The 18625-nt window shown below is 42.8% G+C and carries 10 protein-coding genes; 7 read left to right on the top strand and 3 right to left on the bottom strand.

Annotated features, from left to right (window positions below):
• Positions 1–4: 4 nt before the first annotated feature.
• Together ubiE and E0H89_RS07460 are read right to left on the bottom strand one after the other, a co-directional pair.
• Positions 5–949 carry a bifunctional demethylmenaquinone methyltransferase/2-methoxy-6-polyprenyl-1,4-benzoquinol methylase UbiE gene (gene ubiE / locus E0H89_RS07465; protein WP_131216014.1) on the bottom strand — a complete coding sequence of 315 codons (945 nt, stop codon included), beginning with the start codon at positions 947–949 and terminating at the stop codon, positions 5–7.
• A gap of 165 nt (positions 950–1114) precedes the next feature.
• Positions 1115–1819 (bottom strand): DUF8198 family protein, encoded by a 705-nt coding sequence (locus tag E0H89_RS07460; protein WP_131216012.1) that lies wholly within the window; start codon positions 1817–1819, stop codon positions 1115–1117.
• 207 nt (positions 1820–2026) lie between these two features.
• On the opposite strand from E0H89_RS07460, the gene pap reads away from it, so the two are divergent.
• A complete protein-coding gene (pap, locus tag E0H89_RS07455; RefSeq protein WP_131216010.1) occupies positions 2027–3445 on the top strand; it encodes a polyphosphate:AMP phosphotransferase in 1419 nt (472 codons plus the stop codon).
• 67 nt (positions 3446–3512) lie between these two features.
• Here pap and E0H89_RS07450 read toward each other — a convergent pair whose 3' ends face one another.
• Complete coding sequence (locus tag E0H89_RS07450; RefSeq protein WP_131216008.1) at positions 3513–4019, bottom strand: hypothetical protein; 507 nt, start codon at positions 4017–4019, stop codon at positions 3513–3515.
• A 184-nt stretch (positions 4020–4203) separates the two neighbouring features.
• On the opposite strand from E0H89_RS07450, the gene E0H89_RS07445 reads away from it, so the two are divergent.
• From E0H89_RS07445 to E0H89_RS07420, 6 genes are all read left to right on the top strand, one after another.
• Positions 4204–7896, top strand: a complete 3693-nt coding sequence (locus E0H89_RS07445) for an exodeoxyribonuclease V subunit gamma (RefSeq protein ID WP_131216007.1) — start codon at positions 4204–4206, stop codon at positions 7894–7896.
• A gap of 6 nt (positions 7897–7902) precedes the next feature.
• Positions 7903–11604: a UvrD-helicase domain-containing protein gene (locus E0H89_RS07440; protein ID WP_131216005.1), complete on the top strand. Its 3702-nt coding sequence runs from the start codon at positions 7903–7905 to the stop codon at positions 11602–11604.
• Between the two features lie 63 nt (positions 11605–11667).
• A complete protein-coding gene (gene recD, locus E0H89_RS07435) occupies positions 11668–13443 on the top strand; it encodes an exodeoxyribonuclease V subunit alpha (protein ID WP_171459142.1) in 1776 nt (591 codons plus the stop codon).
• A gap of 978 nt (positions 13444–14421) precedes the next feature.
• Entirely contained in the window at positions 14422–14691 is a 270-nt protein-coding gene (gene rpsO, locus E0H89_RS07430) for a 30S ribosomal protein S15 (protein ID WP_067722305.1), read from the top strand.
• 263 nt (positions 14692–14954) lie between these two features.
• Positions 14955–17042, top strand: a complete 2088-nt coding sequence (pnp, locus tag E0H89_RS07425; protein ID WP_171459144.1) for a polyribonucleotide nucleotidyltransferase — start codon at positions 14955–14957, stop codon at positions 17040–17042.
• 258 nt (positions 17043–17300) lie between these two features.
• Positions 17301–18536 carry a magnesium transporter CorA family protein gene (locus E0H89_RS07420; protein ID WP_131215999.1) on the top strand — a complete coding sequence of 412 codons (1236 nt, stop codon included), beginning with the start codon at positions 17301–17303 and terminating at the stop codon, positions 18534–18536.
• Positions 18537–18625 lie beyond the last annotated feature (89 nt).

The raw sequence follows: 18625 nt of genomic DNA, 5'->3' as shown, positions 1-18625 counted from the left end.
AACCTTAAAGTTTAAAGCCGCGGTGAACCGCCACAATACCACCGGTTAAGTTGTGGTAATCACAGTTCTGGAAGCCTGCATTTTCCATCATACCTTTAAGGGTACGTTGGTCAGGGTGCATGCGAATGGATTCTGCCAGGTATTTATAACTTTCCGAGTCATTGGCAATAATTTTGCCCATGATCGGTAAAGCGGTAAACGAATACAAGTCATACAGTTTAGAGAACGGCTCAAATACTGGTTTAGAGAACTCAAGCACCAATAAACGACCACCTGGCTTAAGTACGCGGTACATTGCAGCAAGTGCCGCATCTTTGTCAGTTACGTTACGTAAACCGAAGCTGATGGTGAGCAGGTCAAAGCTGTTGTCTGCAAACGGCTCTAGAGTTTCAGCATTGGCTAAAACGAAGTCCACATTGGTACAGCCGGCATCAATTAGACGGTCACGACCGACATTCAACATTGATTCGTTAATGTCTGATAAAACCACATGACCGGTAGGGCCGACTTCACGGCTGAATACTTTAGCCAGGTCGCCTGTACCGCCTGCAATATCCAGTACATGCTGACCACGACGTACGCCAGACATGTTAATCGCAAAGCGCTTCCATAAACGGTGAATACCAAATGACATCAGGTCATTCATGATGTCGTATTTGCTGGCTACAGAATGGAAGACTTCAGCGACTTTTTGTGCTTTGTCTTCGCTGCTTACCGTTTTAAAACCAAAGTGAGTGGTTTCACCGACATTACCGGTGTTTGCGCCACGCGGCAGATTGTATTTAGGAACTGAACCGGTGACAGGCGTATCGGTCAACTGTTGTTGTAAGGTGTGTTGCTGACCTTGGGCTGTCCCTTGCGGTAATGGTTCAGTTAAGAATGGACTCACTTTGTCTGTATTTTGTGCCGACTCGGGTGTAGAGGTAGGCGTTTGATTTTCGTTAGACATAGAGTCACTCCTAACATAAAAATAGGGTTAATGTTGCAGTGCTTGCATGATGACAGATTCTAAGACGTTGTACAGTAATCAGCATGCAATTGTTATGAATAATATACAGAAATCTGCTCTGTGTTTTTATTCGCAGCTCATTGTTATTTCCATCACAGCATCACGTTATTGAAACGGATTAGGGTCGCCTGCATGAACTTTATGAATGATTTGACGTTCAACCGCAGTAAAATCTTTGACAAACTTCTCTGCCGACTTTAACGGTTTCATCGCTAAAAAGCCATCCTGCATAAACTCATACATCACCTGAAAGTTATATTTTTGAGCAGTGCCTTTACACATTTTAAATGCGGTATAAACCATGAATGAACGCATGTATTTATCTAGGCTAAAACCGAGCTGATCCAGTAAACCCAACTGCTTGAGGCGATGTTGTCCCTGATTCAGTTTAAGATAAGTCAGACGCATCATCTCATCATTTAAAGTTTCATGGGGATGATAATCTTCGAGCAATTGCATGGCGACTTGTTCATCTAGCTGTACGGCTAAAATCGCCAGTTCCACTCCAGATGTGCCGGTTTTAATGGCATTTTCCGGAATCAGCTTTTCTGCTTTATGGGCATATTTGGCTAAACGGGCAATTTGCTCTGCTAAAGCATCAAAATCTGGACCGCCATACAGTCGATTCAGAAAGTATTCGGACATTAAAATATTGTGTCGTTCTGCAAATTGTTTGACATGCGTGTTTTGCATGCGCTGTTTTTGCCAGGCTTGCACATCTCGAAGACGTTGGAAAATGTCAGGGTTCTGATGATAATTCAATTGGTAGTACAACTCTAATAAATCATCTAATGCAGCCAGTTTTGACATCATGCGTCTCTATTATTTTTTAGATAGACGAATATTAGAGGGAGATTGATGAAGTCGCTATGACAATGTGATAGAAAAATGATTTTAACTCGGTCAGTTTGATGTCGAAACAATCAATTCTAAGCAACATAAACTGAACATCTTGCTCTGTTGTGTGGTTTTGAGCTTCGCTATACTGCAATGAAGAACAATAGATTAGAGAATAAGATGCCTTCAGAAAAAACAGAAATTCAGCTCATGGATGAAGATGAACTCTCCTTGAGCCTGGTTGAAGCGCAATATCTTTTAAAAAATACCCGCGACCAAAAAAATGCCAAGAGCGTGCTGGTTTTAGTCAATGGAATTGAATTGGCAGGTAAAGGGGAGTCGGTTAAGCAACTGCGTGAATGGGTCGATCCGCGTTATTTGCGAGTCAAGGCCGATCCACCGATTATGCTGGATCAGAAGCAAACTTTTTGGCAACCTTATGCACCTTTCATTCCTGCTGAAGGGCAAATCATGGTGATGTTTGGCAATTGGTACAGTGATTTGCTGGTCACCGCCTTGCATGTGTCTAAACCGCTAGATGAAACTGTGTTTGATGCCTATATTGAAGATATGCGGGCGTTTGAGCAGGATTTAAAAAATAATCATGTTGATGTGATTAAGGTCTGGTTTGACCTGTCTTGGAAATCTTTGCAGAAACGACTCGACAATATGGATCCGAGTGAAGTGCACTGGCATAAATTGCATGGTCTGGACTGGCGCAATAAAAAGCAATATGACAATGTACAAAAGCTGCGCCAGCGCTTTACCGATGACTGGACGGTGATTGAATGTGAGGATGAAAAAGCACGGGATCAGCAATTTGCACGCATCATTTTAGCTGCCTTAGAGGATTGTCCAGAACACTTAGCTAAAACCCAAGTTGAATGGAAACAAGCGATTGTTCCAGAGGCTTTATTGCATCCAGAAAACCAGCCTTCAAGTAATGAAGACTATAAAAAAGAGTTGAAAAAACTCTCCCTAAAAGTGGCCGAAGCCCTGCGTTTTGATGATCGTCAAGCCATTATTGTTTTTGAAGGGATGGACGCGGCAGGTAAAGGCGGTGCAATTAAACGGATTGTCAAAAATCTGGATCCACGTGAATATGATATTCACACCATTGCCGCACCTGAAAAATATGAATTGCGTCACCCGTATTTATGGCGATTCTGGAATAAATTACAGACCGATGAAGATATTACCATTTTTGACCGTTCCTGGTATGGGCGGGTATTGGTCGAGCGGGTAGAAGGTTTTGCCAGTGAGGTCGAGTGGCAACGCGCTTATGATGAAATTAACCGTTTTGAAAAAGATTTAGTCAAGAGCCAAACGGTGGTGATTAAATTGTGGCTGGCCATTAGTAAGGATGAACAAGAAGCGCGCTTTAAGGCACGTGAAGAGACCCCGCATAAACGCTTTAAAATTACCGCAGATGATTGGCGTAATCGTGAAAAATGGGATGAGTATTTAAATGCTGCGGCAGATATGTTTGAACGAACCAGTACCGCTTATGCACCGTGGTATATTATTGCCAACAATGATAAAAATACCGCGCGTTTAGAAGTATTACGCGCTATTTTAAAACAACTGAGAGCGGAATAAGCTCTCAGCTTTAAGATTATTTTTGATTATAAGCAGCTTGGATCATGTAAGATTTCGCACATAAGGTTTAATTCACGACATGGGCTTTTTGTTTTTGCTGAATGCCACTGGCAATTTTGTAACATTCTTCTACATGTGCCTCGGCCACCTTTTTCATCACAAAATAACCTAAACTTGCCGCAATAATTTGCCCGCCTAAAGGAATAAATTTAGTTACCTGTTTGGTGATGACCTTGGCTGCCACGTTGTTAAGGGATTTTTTCACGGCAGTACGTGCCACGACCAAACCGGAGAATTCGACTCCACGTTTACGCAGTTCATTCCACTGTACTTGTTTGGTTTCTGGATCATAAACACTGATTTGTTCAGGAGCTAAACCAAAACGTGCATTCACTTCTGGAATGAGTTGTGACAAAATTCCGACGTCGATGACAACATCCAGAAACGGAACGGGAACGACGGCAGCACCTGCAGAAAAATAAGCACGTTTTTTCACAAGTTCTAAGCATTCTGCACGAATGGTTTCCAAATTTAATGTTGGATCTATTGAGTCTGGAACTGTATCTATTTTCATAATGTAAATACCTTGAACTTGATGTTGGTTTTTATATTCAATCATTATTAAGGCGCGAATTTCAAACATGTTTTTGATTCGAGCTGAAATCTAAAAGTGACATAGACAGATGCAGATGTATAGTAAATAATTTTTATGGTTTTGTAGGCATTTCATTTTCTAACATTAAAGGTGTAGCTCATTTATGGCAATTCATGTGATTCAAAGTCAACGTATTGATGTACTGGTACATGCTATGCTGACGACCGTGAATAAGCCTGCGAGTACGCCTTTTCAAGTGTTGCAAACCCAGCATTTTATTGTACCGTCGCATGCAGTTGAAGCCTGGCTGACACAAAAACTGGCCGAACAAAAAGGCATCAGTGCCAATACCCAGTTTCATCATCGTATTCGTGGTTTTCAATGGTCAGCCTATCAATGGGTGCTGACTGAGCAAAAAGAACAAGTCCGTAAAGCCAATATCCCGCGCATTATTATTAAGTGGCGCGTTTTTCAGGCACTCAAAGCCTTTATTCAGGCTGAACAAAATTCTTTGGTACACGATCACCCTTTACATTCGATTGTGCAGCGGATTTATGACAGTGCCGACCGTTTAGAGCAAGGCATCGAAAAACAGCTGAAAAAGCAGGGCATGCTGTATTGGGTGGCAGAACAGGTGTCACGCCTGTTTAGCCATTACATGGAATATCGCGGGCATTGCCAGAAAAATTGTCCGCCGAAGATGTGCAGTTGCCAAACCAACTGGTTACAGGCGTGGGGGCAAAATAAAGCACTCTCCATTGAAGACATGTTCTTTAAAACCAATACTGAAATTTCCGAATTTACCTTAAATCAGGCACGTGAACTGGAAGCGTGGCAGCGCTGGTTATGGCAGGAAGTGTTTCATCAGGACTTTGAGCAAATGCAAAGTATTGATGCCATGTTCTGGGAAATTCTGGATGATCCTGAAACACGTAAAGCGGCTTTAAAAAAACTGCCGCAACAATTGGTAATTTTTACCTTACTCGATTTGCCGCCGATGCAACTGGCATTTTTGCGCCGTTTAGGGCAGTACATTGACATCTATATTCTACATTACAACCCATCACAGGAATATTGGGCAGACAGTGTCGATCCGAACTGGAAAGCGCGTTACGACGTACGGGTCAAAGAACGCTTTATTGCCAAAAATCCGCAAGCCAGTGATGCCGATATTGAGAAATTCTTTCAGGAATTCACCTTAAACTTCAATGCAGAACAGCGTGAATCGCGCCATCCATTACTGACCCGTTTTGGTAAACAGGCGCGAGATCATTTTTCATTGCTGTCCAACTTGTCTTCCGGCGAAGATGGGGTCTGGGCAGATGCCTTTGTCGATGAATATCAAAGTAATCTGCTCGGTAAAATTCAGTCCGATGTGCTGTATCTGGTCGAACCAGAACAGCATCAATATATTTTGGATGAGCAGGATGATTCGATTCAGATCCATGTCTGCCATTCCAGTTTGCGACAGCTCGAGGTTTTAAAAGAACAATTGACTCATTGGCTGGCACAAGGCACAAAAGATGCACCACGCAGGCCAAATGACATCTTGGTTTTAAGCCCAAGCTTGAGTGAGCTTGAACCCTTAATTCGTAGTGTATTTGCACCGCCACCCAGTGAACGCGACCTGATTCAGCAAAAAACGGGGAGCAGTCATCAACTGTTCAAAGACAGTGTTTATCTGCCGATTAAAATTGCCGGCGTGACCCAACTGGATGCGCTGAATGCCTGGAAAGCAGTGCTGGGGCGTATTGAGCTGATTCAACGGCGTTTTACTATCGAAGATTTTGCCGATTGGCTTAGCTTAAGTGCCACCCAGCAGCGCTACGCTTTAGAAGTCAATTCAATTGAACGAATCACTGAATTGCTGATAGATGCCGGCTTTAAACGTGGACTGGATGCCCAGCATTTACAGCGTAGTTTGTGTGAGGGCGATGAGGACTATCGTTTTAGTTTTAAGTTTGCGCTTGATCGTTTGGCTTTGGGCATTGCCATTCCTGAACATAGCTTGTTTCAAGGCACGCTGAGTTTTGCCAAAGTCCTGCCAAACGACTTTGAGTTGATTGCCAAGTTGATTCAAATTTATCATGATTTTGATGCACGTCGTGACTGGATGATTGCACATGAGCAGGGTAAAACTGTACCTGTAGAGCACTGGCTAAAACACCTGATGCAGGACATTGCCGAGTTTGAAGAAAGTGGTGTTGAATCCTTAACAGCGGTTTATAAAATTATCAAAAAACAGGAACGGATGCTGACACTGGCCAGTTTTTATGATGAACATGATCATCATGCCTTACGCAGTTTAAGCTTGCCCTTGCCTTATTTGCTGGCGGAAATTAATAACACGCTGGAAACCCAGTTGGAACATGCTGAACCGACCGGTCAAATCACCTTTAGCCAAATCGGGCAGATTCGTCCTGTACCGTATAAATTGATTGTGATGCTTGGACTTGATAGCGGCAAGTTTCCAAATCGCAGCCAGCATTTACCTTTCGATTTGATGGATTTACTGAAACCCCAGTTGGGGGACCGTTCCCGTCTGGAAGATGATCAAGGCGCATTTTTAGATAATCTGCTGTTGGCGCAGAATAACTTATGGCTGTTTTATAACGGCTTCGATATTAATGATGGTGAAGTACGTGATCCATCGACTGTGTTGCAGGAACTGGTTCAGCATCTGGCTTTTATTGTGCAGACTCAACAGCCCGATACAGCAGCGGATGCAACCGTGGAGATTAATGGCGTGGTAGTGCCTGAACAATTGCAGTCACTTTATCATGTCCATCCTTTATTGCCTTTTGATCCGGTGGGATTTGAGTCGACTCGACCGGTGCGTTATCAGGATCAATGGTTCTGTGTGGCTGGGCAGCTTCGCCATGCCACGGGACAGCGTTCGTCTTGGGTGAATACGCCATATCAAAATCTGCAGCAAGAGGTTCAGGTGCTGGACAGTCATCAATGGATTCAGGATGTGACTTTCCCTGCACGGCTCTATTTAAAAACCCTAGGCGTAGAAAATTTGCGCCTCGAAGATTTACCTGCGGTGCAAGAACCTTTGTTACTGGATGGTCTGGCACGTTATGCAGTGCGCCAGTTCTTGCAAAAGCAGGAGGGTGCGGCGCAACCTGAATTATTGATGGATCAATTGCCGATTGGCAAACTGCAGCAAACTAGCTGGCAGATGAGCGTGGTGGAGCAAGAACGTTTAAAAGCGCGGTTGCTAAAATATGCGCCTGAGGTCACACCGACCACGCAGCAGGTGTGGAAGGTCAATGATCAGGTCTATATGAATATTACCCTGCCAAAAAATAGTGCAGAAAAATGGGTCAGTCTGGAAGCATCGAGTGCGCGTGCCAAACGTCGTGCCAAAGTCTGGCTGGAATATCTGCTCTGGCTGGCTTATCTGAATATGGGTGAAGGCGGTGAAAAGCTAACGCGGATTGTAGTGTTTAGTGACCGAACCATTTTATGTCATGGCGTCACTTCGAACAAAGCACGCGAGTGGCTGGATCACTGGCTGGCTGCCTGGAAATATGGGCAAAGCCAACCGCTGGTTTTACCAGCCGCCTTGCTGCTAAAAATTGCTGAAAAAGACAAACAGCATGACTGGCAAGCCAATGAACAGAACCAGATGTGCATTGACGATATGGATGTGCTCTATAAAGACTGGCATGAGGATGGCAAGTTTACCGGTTTTTCGGTCGCGGATAACGAAGCGACTAAAATGCATCGGGACTGGCAGTTTATTTTGCAGGAACAGGATGCGACCGCTTTATTAGAAGATGCCTGTGCGCAATTTTCCTATCAGCTTTATCAGCCCGTGTTCTGGCATCAACAAGTGATTGAGGAATAAGAGTAAATGAATCATCCTCAAACATTAAAAAAGCCGTCGTTTAATCCGATTATGGATATGCAGTTCAAAGGTTTACACTGGATTGAAGCGTCGGCCGGCACAGGAAAAACCTTTACCCTGTCCAGTTTGATGGTGCGGATATTCCTGAATCAGTATTTGCCGAATCAGGTGGTAGCTACCACGTTTACCCGTGCCGCTGCAGCTGAATTGAAAAACCGGATTCGGCTGCGTCTGGTTGAAACCTTACGTTATTTTGAAAGCTGCCAAAAACTTACCGATGCTGAAATTCAGGCCAAAATTGCCGCTGAAACAGATCCTTTATTTCAAAAGGTGTTAAGCGATTATGCCACGCGGGTGGATTTCGCTAGTGAGCGTTTGAAACTGGTGATTGACCAGCTGGATGAACTGTTTGTCGGTACCTTGGATAGTTTCAGCCAAAAGCTGTTGCGCGAGTTTTCATTTGAAAGCGGCAAGATTGAACGGGCTGATATCACCGATGATGCCAAGAGTTATACCCATCAACTAATTCATGATGTCTTGCGCGAATGGATTCAATTGCAACCGCAAAATGTGGTCAATTATCTGTTGCTCAATCAAAAGTTGAAGTCGCAGGAGGCCTATGTTCCTGTTGTGGAAAACACCCTGAACTTCGCTTCGGCACAGTTTCAGGAAGTCACTGCGCCAGAACTGGATTTAAACCAGTTTGAACAGCTAGTGGATAACTTTATTCAGCTGGATTTAAGCCTGATTTCCACCTTAAGCGAATATTATTCGGCTGATGGACAATATCATTCGGTGATTGGTAAGAAATGGCGTACTGATGGCTTGATGCAGCGTACGTTGTGTGATGATTTACCGGCTTTTATTCAGGCTTTGGCTGAACAGCGCTGTTATGCTTTATTTGCACCACATTTTGAAAATACCCTGAAAAACTTGACGGATCTGGCGACTAAAAAAGTCTTAAATAAATGTGCCGAAGATGTGCTGCATCAGTTCGAGCACCACGGGCTGATTCAAGCACTGAAAAGTTTTTGCGAGGCTTTGTCTAAGCTGAATATGGATCTGGATTTACTGGATGCCTATCTGAAATTTTATCTTAGCCGCGAAGTCAAAAAGCGCTTGCCACAAGTGCTGCAGCAAAAAAGTGAAACCACCTTTGCCCAGCAAATTCGAACTTTGGCGGAAGCCTTGCAAGGCGAGCAAGGGCTGCGTTTTGCAAAGTTTGTGCAGGCCCATTATCCCTTGATTTTGGTGGATGAATTTCAGGATACCAATCAGGATCAGGACGATATGCTGGCGCGAATCTGGCGGGATCAGAAGCGCTATATGCAAGGCTGCATGATCATGGTGGGTGACCCGAAACAGGCAATTTACGGTTTTCGTGGTGGCGACATGCTGACCTATAACAAGGCCCGAGCCGATGTGCTGTCCAAGCAAGGTCAGGAATACAGTTTGCGACACAACCATCGTTCAGTTAAAGCACTAGTAGAAGCGGTCGATGCTTTATTCCAGCGCCAGATGGATTTTGGTGAAGAGGTGTTTTACAGTCCAGTTCAGGCTGGTGTACGTCCCCATCCACCGCTCATTGATGCACAGGGTGAAAATCATCAGCCGCTACGCTGGTTGCAATTGAGCGATAAAAAAGCAGAGCCGATTCAGGTCGCATGGAAAATTCGGGATTTACTGAATCAGGGGATTGAAGAAAAACTCTATCTGGCAGAAAAAACTGGCCCCAGATATCTGATTGAAAATGACATCGCGATTTTATCGAAAAATCATGATGGTCTGGATAAAGCCCAATATGAATTGGAACGCCTCGGTATTCGGGTCAATCGCCCGTCGAAACGCAGTGTGTTTGATCATCAAGTCGCCAAAGATGTTGGCGCGGTACTAAGTGCGATCCTGCATCCCTATGATGAAGGCAAAATTAAGCGGGCCTTACTCAGCCGATTATTGGGCTTTAATTTGCAACAACTGATTCAGCTTGAAGCCCGAGCGGATGGCTTAAGCCAGTTCATTTACGACTTCGACTGCATTCGTGAAATGTGGCTGGAAAAAGGCTTTTTAACCGCGTGGCAATATTGTCTGAATTTATTTCAAGTCTGGAAAAATCTGGTCGCCACCCAAAGCCGGGATAATGAACGCACGGTGGTGAACTTGCGCCATCTGACCGAATTGCTGAGTCAGCACAGTGAGCAATATCAAGGCGCACAAAAGCTTTATCACTGGTATTTGAAACAACTGCAATCTCCGGCGGAACGCGAGTGGGAACTGGAGCGTAAACTGTCGAATGAGGCAGGGGTGCAACTGATGACTATTCATCAGTCCAAAGGTCTGGAGTTTAAAATTGTATTCTTGCTCGGTGCCGATAAAGACTTCAGGGAAATGAACAAAACCCTGAATTTTTCCACTGTAGAACATGTCCATCCGGTAACTGGAAAAGTGGAGGTGCAGCGTGTGGTGGCGGTGAATGACAAGAACTTGCTGCAACAGGGCGCAATTGATCAGCACAATGCTCGTGCCGTGGCAGAGCAACATCGGCTTTGGTATGTGGCGTTGACCCGAGCCAGTCATCGGGTCTATGCCATGTTGCAAGATCAGGACGGCAAAACGAATCATGGTTTGGCTTTCTGGCGCGGACAAGCTTTTATTCATCCCGCCAGTGCAGAGGAAGCTTTGCTGAATGACAAGCCGATCAAGTTACAGGTCAAGCAGCAACAACCACCTTTGCCTTTACAGGCTTTGGAATTTCCAAAAAAGCGTTTTTATCCACGTTCCAAAACCAGTTTTAGTGCCTTGGCGCAACATTTAACGCGTAAACAAGCCATCGATGCCTTAGCGGTAAATACCGACCAAATGCTCAGCGCGGCAGATGAAATTCACGTGATTGAACCGGTTGCCACGGTAGCGACTCGACCGCTGTCATGGATCAAGCGTAATTTTCCGATGGGAACCGTGGCTGGAACCTTCCTGCACGAAATCTTTGAACATATTGATTTCAAAGATCAGCAGGACTGGCCTCTGGAAATTCGCCGCCGTTTTAAGAATGACTATCCAGGTTTATGGTTAGAATTATCAAATAAATATGAACAAGAGTTTCAGCAGCAGGATGAAGAACAGCTGATTGCCTGGATGAGTGAATGGTTGCAACAGGTTTTAGCTACCCCTTTGCATCAGGATTTTCAACTGAATCAACTGACTGAACATGAACATCTGGCTGAATTTCCCTTTTATTTGTCTCTATCAGACCATGTCTTAGCGATTCAACGTATTCATCAGCTCTATGCCGAACATGGTATTGAAATGCTAGATTTCAATCAGGCCAATTCCGCGCGGTATTTAACCGGTTCAATTGATCTGGTTTATTTTGATGGTCAGCAATATCATATTGCCGATTATAAAAGTAACTTTTTAGGCACCGATCAAGCGCATTATGTTGATGGCGAAATTCGGCAGAGTATGTCGCAAGCCAGCTACTGGTTACAGGCAGGCCTGTATCTGGTGGCATTACACCGTTATTTAACGGTGCAAATGCAGGACTATGCCATTGAAAAACATTTGGGCGGTGCAAGTTATCTGTATTTACGTGGCATGAACGGACAGGCTGAACAGGGTTTTTATCACTGGAAACCAGATGCTGAATTTGTCCTGCGTCTTGATGCTATTTTGGGCTATTTTGCTGAAGGTAAAAGCAGCAAAATCGCTTAATTTAACGAAATTAATAGCTTTTAAACAAACAATTAAGCTGTGGATAACTTTGAGGATAACTGTGTGGAAAATAAACAATATAAAGATGATCAAAGCGCTGAATGGATCAGCACTTGGAGTCGGTTTATTCGCCAGAAGCCTTTTAGTCAGGCAGCACAGGATGAAAATGACCATGATATTATTGAACAGGTTCTGGAAGCAATTCAACAAGGCGACAGTTGTATTTCTGCAACTCAAGCGCAAGCCGACACCCTGAATGATTTAGTAGTCTCAGTAGCCAATATTCAGCAACATATCGCTCCCTTTGTATATGAAGATCAAAGATTGTATTTGTATCGCTATTGGGCGCTGGAACAATCTTTGGCGCAGCAAGTTGCGCGTTTAAAGCAGCAAGCTATTGAAGCTGTTGATATTTCGGCTTATCGAAATTTATTGAGCGATGAACATCAACTAAAAGCCTTAAGTATGGTGGCGAAGCAAGGCTTAAATATCATTACTGGTGGGCCGGGAACCGGAAAAACTTACACCCTGGCACGTATTATTGCCGTGCTGAACCAGGCGATGCCGAGTATCCGCATTGCCATGGCAGCCCCCACCGGTAAGGCTGCGCAGCGCATGAAAGAGGCGCTGCAAAACTCGCTGAACGATGAAAAGTTACAAGATTTGGTCACTGATGATTTAAAACAACTTAGTCCTATTACGCTTCACCGTCTATTGGGTTTAGGAACGACTTATCAGCCGCGATTTCATGCCAAACAACCTTTACCCTATGATGTGATTGTAATTGATGAAGCCTCGATGCTGGACCTAAGTTTGGCCAACATGCTGCTGTCTGCAGTGCCAGATCATGCACGTTTAATTTTATTGGGTGATGCAGATCAGTTGGCTGCTGTAGATGTCGGTTCGGTGCTGGCAGATTTACAACAAGTTCCCGCTTTAGCCGAGAATCGAGTGAACTTGGTCAGCAGTCGCCGTTTTAAGGAAGGTGCACTCATTGGGCAAATGGCGAAATTTATTCAGGCGCAACAAGCTACTCAAAATGGCGCAACATTGCTAGAAAAGTTTGCCCAGCAAGTGGTTCGTCCAAGTGAAATTCAATCGGTATCTCTTCAATCCGAAATGGATGACCAGATTCAACTGGAATATCTGCCACCGAATATGTCCAAGCAATTTGATCGAACATCCTATTACGACAAACTGATGTTGGGTTATCAGCCTTATGTTAATGCACTGAAAAGCTATTTAACTGCCGATGAACCTGAACTTTGGGTGCAGCAAGTAGTTAAAGTTTTTGATGATTATCGGATTTTGGCCGCCATCCGACATGGCGCTTTGGGTTTGACCCAACTGAATTTGCAAGTCGAACAGCGCTTACTGGAGGCTTTATCATTACAGATGAGCAAGCAAGGGGATTGGTATGTCGGTCGTCCAGTGATGATGACCTATAACGATTACCAGCTGGGTTTGTCAAATGGTGATATCGGGATCTGCTTTAAACGCAGTCGAGATGGACAGTCACAATTTGAAGTTTATTTCCCCAGTTTGGAAAAATGGGTGCCGGCTACCCGTTTACCAAAAAGTATAGAAACGGCATTTGTACTGACGATTCATAAATCGCAAGGTTCGGAATTTACTCATACCGCAGTTGTTTTAGATGAAACAGCAAAGGATTTATTAAGTAAAGAGTTACTGTACACCGCTATCACCCGTGCCAAAAAGGTGGTGAGTCTTTTGGCAGATCAAGATGCTTTAGTACAATCTTTAACCGTTAAAACCATGAGGAAAAGTGGAGTATTAGAGAAGGTTAACAATTTATTGGATTCTTGCCTCGATTGTTAATAATAAATAACTAATCTTTATTTTTGTACGAAATTGCTTACATCGATTCGAGAAATTGACGCATAGAGCTTTAAGATCATTTTTGAGATGATGGCTGCACATAAAAAGCTCAACACGGAAAGTTGGGTAAAATCGCCATAAAATATAATAATAATGTCGAAAGACAGCGAACTTACAGTGAAGTAAGTAAAAAGAGGAAACTTACAGCCGCTAAGCCTTGTAGTTTTGGGAGAGACTACAGGGCTTTTTTATATGCAAAAAATACCGCTTTTCACAATATGATTTACTTAATCTGTTATGAACACTAAAAATATTGATCGGTGTATTTTAACTTGGGCTCAAATGTCAGATTCTGTATGTAATAGATAGTATATGACCAATTAGTTATTGTATTTAAAGGGAAATGATAAATTAATCACAGTATAGCATTAATAAAAAAATAATTAATGTACGTAAAAGCTTACAAATAGATACGCAAAAGGCGACTTCTTTACACAAAGCTTTATGTCAAAATCAATTTCACAGGGAAGTACCAGTTACACAAGGATTGTTTATAATAATAACCGCGAAAAGCGAACATTATTACTATAAATAAAATAATAATTATTAAAACATAAGAAACTACAGCGCAAAAAAGCCCAAGCCTAGCTTGGGCTTTTTTTTATCTTTTATTCGTGTGATATAGGCAATGGATACGACTACTTAAGAGGATACTTCTCAAAATAGAAAAATAATAAAAGATGGAAGGGTAAGGCGTGATTTTATTGCTAAATTGGTAAGTTAAATTTACAGATAGAAAAAGAAAGGCTATAGCGGATCAGTGAATTGAAATAAAAAGATGAAAACACGTTTCTATTTTTGCAATCACCCGACTTTTCCCTTAAAATAGCGCACTTGCTGTAGTGATGCACGGCAGTCAATTGAGTAATCAATTGATTCCTATCATATGTAATTTTTTAAGCATCTCGGAGAAATCGAATGGCTTTAACAAACGCAGATCGCGCAGAGATCGTTGCTAAATATGCTCGCGCTGAAAACGACACTGGTTCACCTGAAGTACAAGTAGCTTTGTTGACTGCACAAATCAATGATTTGCAAGGTCACTTTAAAGAACACAAACACGACCATCATAGCCGTCGCGGTCTTATCCGTATGGTTAACCAACGTCGTAAGCTTCTTGACTACCTTAAAGGTAAAGATACTACTCGTTACAGCGCTTTGATCGCTGCTTTAGGTTTACGTCGTTAATTCGATTAAACTTATTTTTCGGACTATTGCATTTTGAATGCTGTCAGACTGAAAAAGAAAGTCTACCTGGCTCCAACCAGGTAAGGGGAAGGGGCGATGTTTCGCTCCTTCTTTGTGTCTTAAATTAGTGTTTTGAAAATCTGGTGAGGTCGGCTTCTAAGCTTTGTCATTTATACTTACAGCTGAGTAATGTGAATGCCAAACCTTAGGGGTCTCCACTAGAATAGTTGTTCACAAGAACTAGGAAATATAAATACATGTCGATGTTTAATATTATTCGTAAAGAATTTCAGTTCGGTCAACACCAAGTTGTACTTGAAACTGGTCGTGTTGCACGTCAAGCCAACACAGTTGTCATTACTATGGGCGGCGTAACGGTACTTGTTGCTGTTGTCGCACAACCAAAAGCAAAAGCAGGACAGGATTTCTTCCCACTTACTGTTAACTATCAAGAAAAACAATATGCTGCCGGTCGTATCCCAGGGGGTTATGGTAAGCGTGAAGGTCGTCAGTCTGAAGCTGAAACTTTAATTTCACGTTTGATTGACCGTCCAATTCGTCCATTGTTCCCAGAAGGTTTTTATAACGAAATTCAAGTAACAGCGACTGTTATTTCTTCTGACAAAACCATGGATGCCGACATTGCTGCAATGCTCGGTACTTCAGCTGCAATGTCGATTGCAGGTGTTCCATTCCGTGGTCCAATCGCGGGCGCGCGTGTTGGTCTAATCAACGGCGAATACATTCTTAACCCGAACAACGAACAATTGAAAGAATCTGATCTTGATTTGGTTGTTGCGGGTACTGAATCTGCAGTATTGATGGTTGAATCTGAAGCGAAAGAACTTTCAGAAGACCAAATGCTGGGTGCTGTACTTTTCGGTCATGACGAAATGCAAATCGCGATTCAAGCGATTAAAGAATTTGCTGCAGCTGCGGGTGCGGTTGAATCAACTTGGGTTGCTCCAGTTAAAAATGAAACGCTTCTTGGTCAATTAAAAGATGCATTCGAAGCAAAAATTTCTGAAGCCTACACAATTGCAGTTAAACAAGACCGTTATGCGGCACTTGATGCACTTTATGCTGAAGCTGTTGCTCAGTTCGTTCCAGAAAATGACGAAACTGGTATTGCTGACGAAGTAAATGAATTATTTGAAGACTTAAAATACCGTACAGTACGTGACAACATCTTGTCTGGTAAGCCACGTATTGATGGTCGTGACACAAAAACTGTTCGTGCTATTGATGTTCAAGTGGGCGTATTGGGTCGTGCACACGGTTCAGCATTGTTCACACGCGGTGAAACTCAAGCGTTGGTAACAACGACTTTGGGTAATACACGTGATGCATTGATGGTAGATACATTGTCAGGCACTAAAACTGACAACTTCATGTTGCACTACAACTTCCCTGCATACTCTGTAGGTGAAACGGGTCGTGAATCTGGTCCTAAACGTCGTGAAATCGGTCATGGTCGTTTGGCGCGCCGTGGTGTCCAAGCTGTGCTTCCACCTGCTGACCGCTTCCCGTACGTCATCCGTATTGTATCTGACATCACTGAATCTAACGGTTCATCGTCAATGGCTTCTGTTTGTGGTGCTTCATTATCACTTATGGATGCAGGTGTTCCACTTAAAGCACCAGTTGCGGGTATCGCAATGGGTCTAGTGAAAGAAGGCGAACGTTTCGCTGTTCTTTCTGACATCTTGGGTGACGAAGATCACTTAGGTGACATGGACTTTAAAGTTGCCGGTTCTGCAAACGGTATTACTGCGCTTCAAATGGATATCAAGATCGAAGGTATCACTGAAGAGATCATGGAAGCTGCATTGAACCAAGCATATGCGGGTCGTATGCACATCTTGAACGAGATGAACCAAGTGATTTCACGCGCTCGTCCTGAAATTTCTATGCATGCGCCTACATTCCAAGTGATTAACATTAACCCGGACAAAATCCGTGATGTGATCGGTAAAGGTGGCGCGACTATTCGTGCAATCACTGAAGAAACTAAAGCTGCAATTGATATCGAAGATAACGGTACAGTTCGCGTATTTGGTGAAACTAAAGCGGCTGCAGCTGCTGCGGTTGCTAAAATTCAGGCACTTACTGCTGAAATCGAGCCAGGTACAATTTACGTAGGTAAAGTGATTCGTATTGTTGAATTCGGTGCGTTTGTAAACATCATGCCAGGTACTGACGGCCTACTTCATATTTCTCAAATTTCTAACGAACGTATTGCCAATGTTGCAGACGTATTGACAGAAGGTCAGGAAATTAAAGTACAAGTTGCTGACGTAGATAACCGTGGTCGTATTAAATTGACTATGAAAGACATCGAACAAGTTTAATGTCTTGAATATTCACATGAGTTAATTCATGTGAACGAAAATATATGAAAAGCCTTGAGCTTGGTCAAAGGAATAACTTTGACTTGCTCGGGGCTTTTTTTTGAGAGTTGACTTAGATTGAGAGATCTAGAAATAAAACGTTATTTGATTGCTTAAGTTTGCAGCGCAGCTCATAATTTTAAGACCGATAGATGGAGTTGCTCAGGTTTCTATCGAGTAACAACAAAAAAGCAAAATTGTGAATAGAGAATTGTTTTAATGCAGGTTTATTATTTCTATCAACATCCGACAGAACATCATATTTTTGTACAAAAACAGCTAAACACTGAAGCTGAACCGGAATTTATCTGGATCGATTGTACTCGGGCTGATGTGGTCACTCGTGCGGAAGTATGGCAAAAAGAAATAAATCAGCATACACCTGTGTGCTTAAACGAATTTCATATCAGGGATATTCTGAATTTAGAACATCCTTGCGCATTTGATACTATGGATGAATATGATTTACTTATTTTTCGTAAACTGATTACCCCAGATGATGAAATAGAAACGGGTGAGCAGGCGCTTGAACAGCATGAAAACACCTTTGGTTTAGCCACCACACCGATTAGTTTTATCATGACACCTCAAGTGCTGATTACGGTGCGTGAGCAAGGTAATAAAGCAATAGAAAATTATATTTCCCGTATTGAAACCAATTTTATCCGTTCTACTCAAGAACAGAATAAGTCACGAAAACTTCCAGTTACACCACTCGATTTATCTTTGCGCTTGCTCAACAGTATGGTGGATGGTTATCTGGATTTGCGTGTGCCACTCACCCGACGGGTTGAGTTTTGGCAGCAGGAATTGTTGCAAGGTCATCGCCGGTTTGCGAAGTGGAATCAGTTATTACAAGAAAGTATGTCTTTCCAGCAAGTGGAAAATCTTTGTGAAGAACAAATTGATGCTTTACAAGAACTAAGAGATGAAATTGTCGATAATTACCCACATTTAAAAGGCCAGAAGAAGTCTGAACGACAGGATATTGTGCTGGTCCGTATGAATGATTTGGTCAGCCATGTAGAAAGAATTCAAAAACATACGATTCGTCTCCGTGCTTCCATTCAAGCAGCAATAGATTTACATTTTTCGGCCATTGCCAATCAAACCAATGAAAATATGCGCATCCTGGCCATTATCACCGCTATTTTTGCACCGCTGACTTTATTAACCGGGGTTTATGGAATGAACTTTGAGTTTATTCCAGGTTTAAAATCCCCAACCGGGTTTTGGAGTATGTTAATCGTCATGCTCATCACCACGGTGTTGCTGATTTATTATTTTTATCGCAGACACTTGGTGGGGCGAGGGGAGCGGAGCGTAATTGATCTGTTGGCACAACAACATAAAGATCAACACGTGAATCTATTTTGGTTCCTGGACTATGAGCCAATTAAGCAATCTGTTAAAGAAACCATAAAAGGAGTTGAAAAAATGACCAAGTTGAAATAGGGATTTGCTTTTTTATAAATCACTTTTTATAAAAAGAAATCCTGTTTTTAAGTGCCACTCGATAAGTTGCTTTAAACTTAAAATCAGCT

The organism is Acinetobacter sp. ANC 3781, assembly GCF_004331285.1.
GTDB lineage: Bacteria > Pseudomonadota > Gammaproteobacteria > Pseudomonadales > Moraxellaceae > Acinetobacter.
This window is presented reverse-complemented; position numbering and strand designations above follow the sequence as displayed.

Excerpts from the sequence above, each read along its gene's own strand:
- ubiE (WP_131216014.1), bottom strand. The coding sequence starts at position 949 with ATGTCTAACGAAAATCAAACGCCTACCTCTACACCCGAGTCGGCACAA.
- E0H89_RS07460 (WP_131216012.1), bottom strand. The coding sequence starts at position 1,819 with ATGTCAAAACTGGCTGCATTAGATGATTTATTAGAGTTGTACTACCAA.
- pap (WP_131216010.1), top strand. The coding sequence starts at position 2,027 with ATGCCTTCAGAAAAAACAGAAATTCAGCTCATGGATGAAGATGAACTC.
- E0H89_RS07450 (WP_131216008.1), bottom strand. The coding sequence starts at position 4,019 with ATGAAAATAGATACAGTTCCAGACTCAATAGATCCAACATTAAATTTG.
- E0H89_RS07445 (WP_131216007.1), top strand. The coding sequence starts at position 4,204 with ATGGCAATTCATGTGATTCAAAGTCAACGTATTGATGTACTGGTACAT.
- E0H89_RS07440 (WP_131216005.1), top strand. The coding sequence starts at position 7,903 with ATGAATCATCCTCAAACATTAAAAAAGCCGTCGTTTAATCCGATTATG.
- rpsO (WP_067722305.1), top strand. The coding sequence starts at position 14,422 with ATGGCTTTAACAAACGCAGATCGCGCAGAGATCGTTGCTAAATATGCT.
- pnp (WP_171459144.1), top strand. The coding sequence starts at position 14,955 with ATGTTTAATATTATTCGTAAAGAATTTCAGTTCGGTCAACACCAAGTT.
- E0H89_RS07420 (WP_131215999.1), top strand. The coding sequence starts at position 17,301 with ATGCAGGTTTATTATTTCTATCAACATCCGACAGAACATCATATTTTT.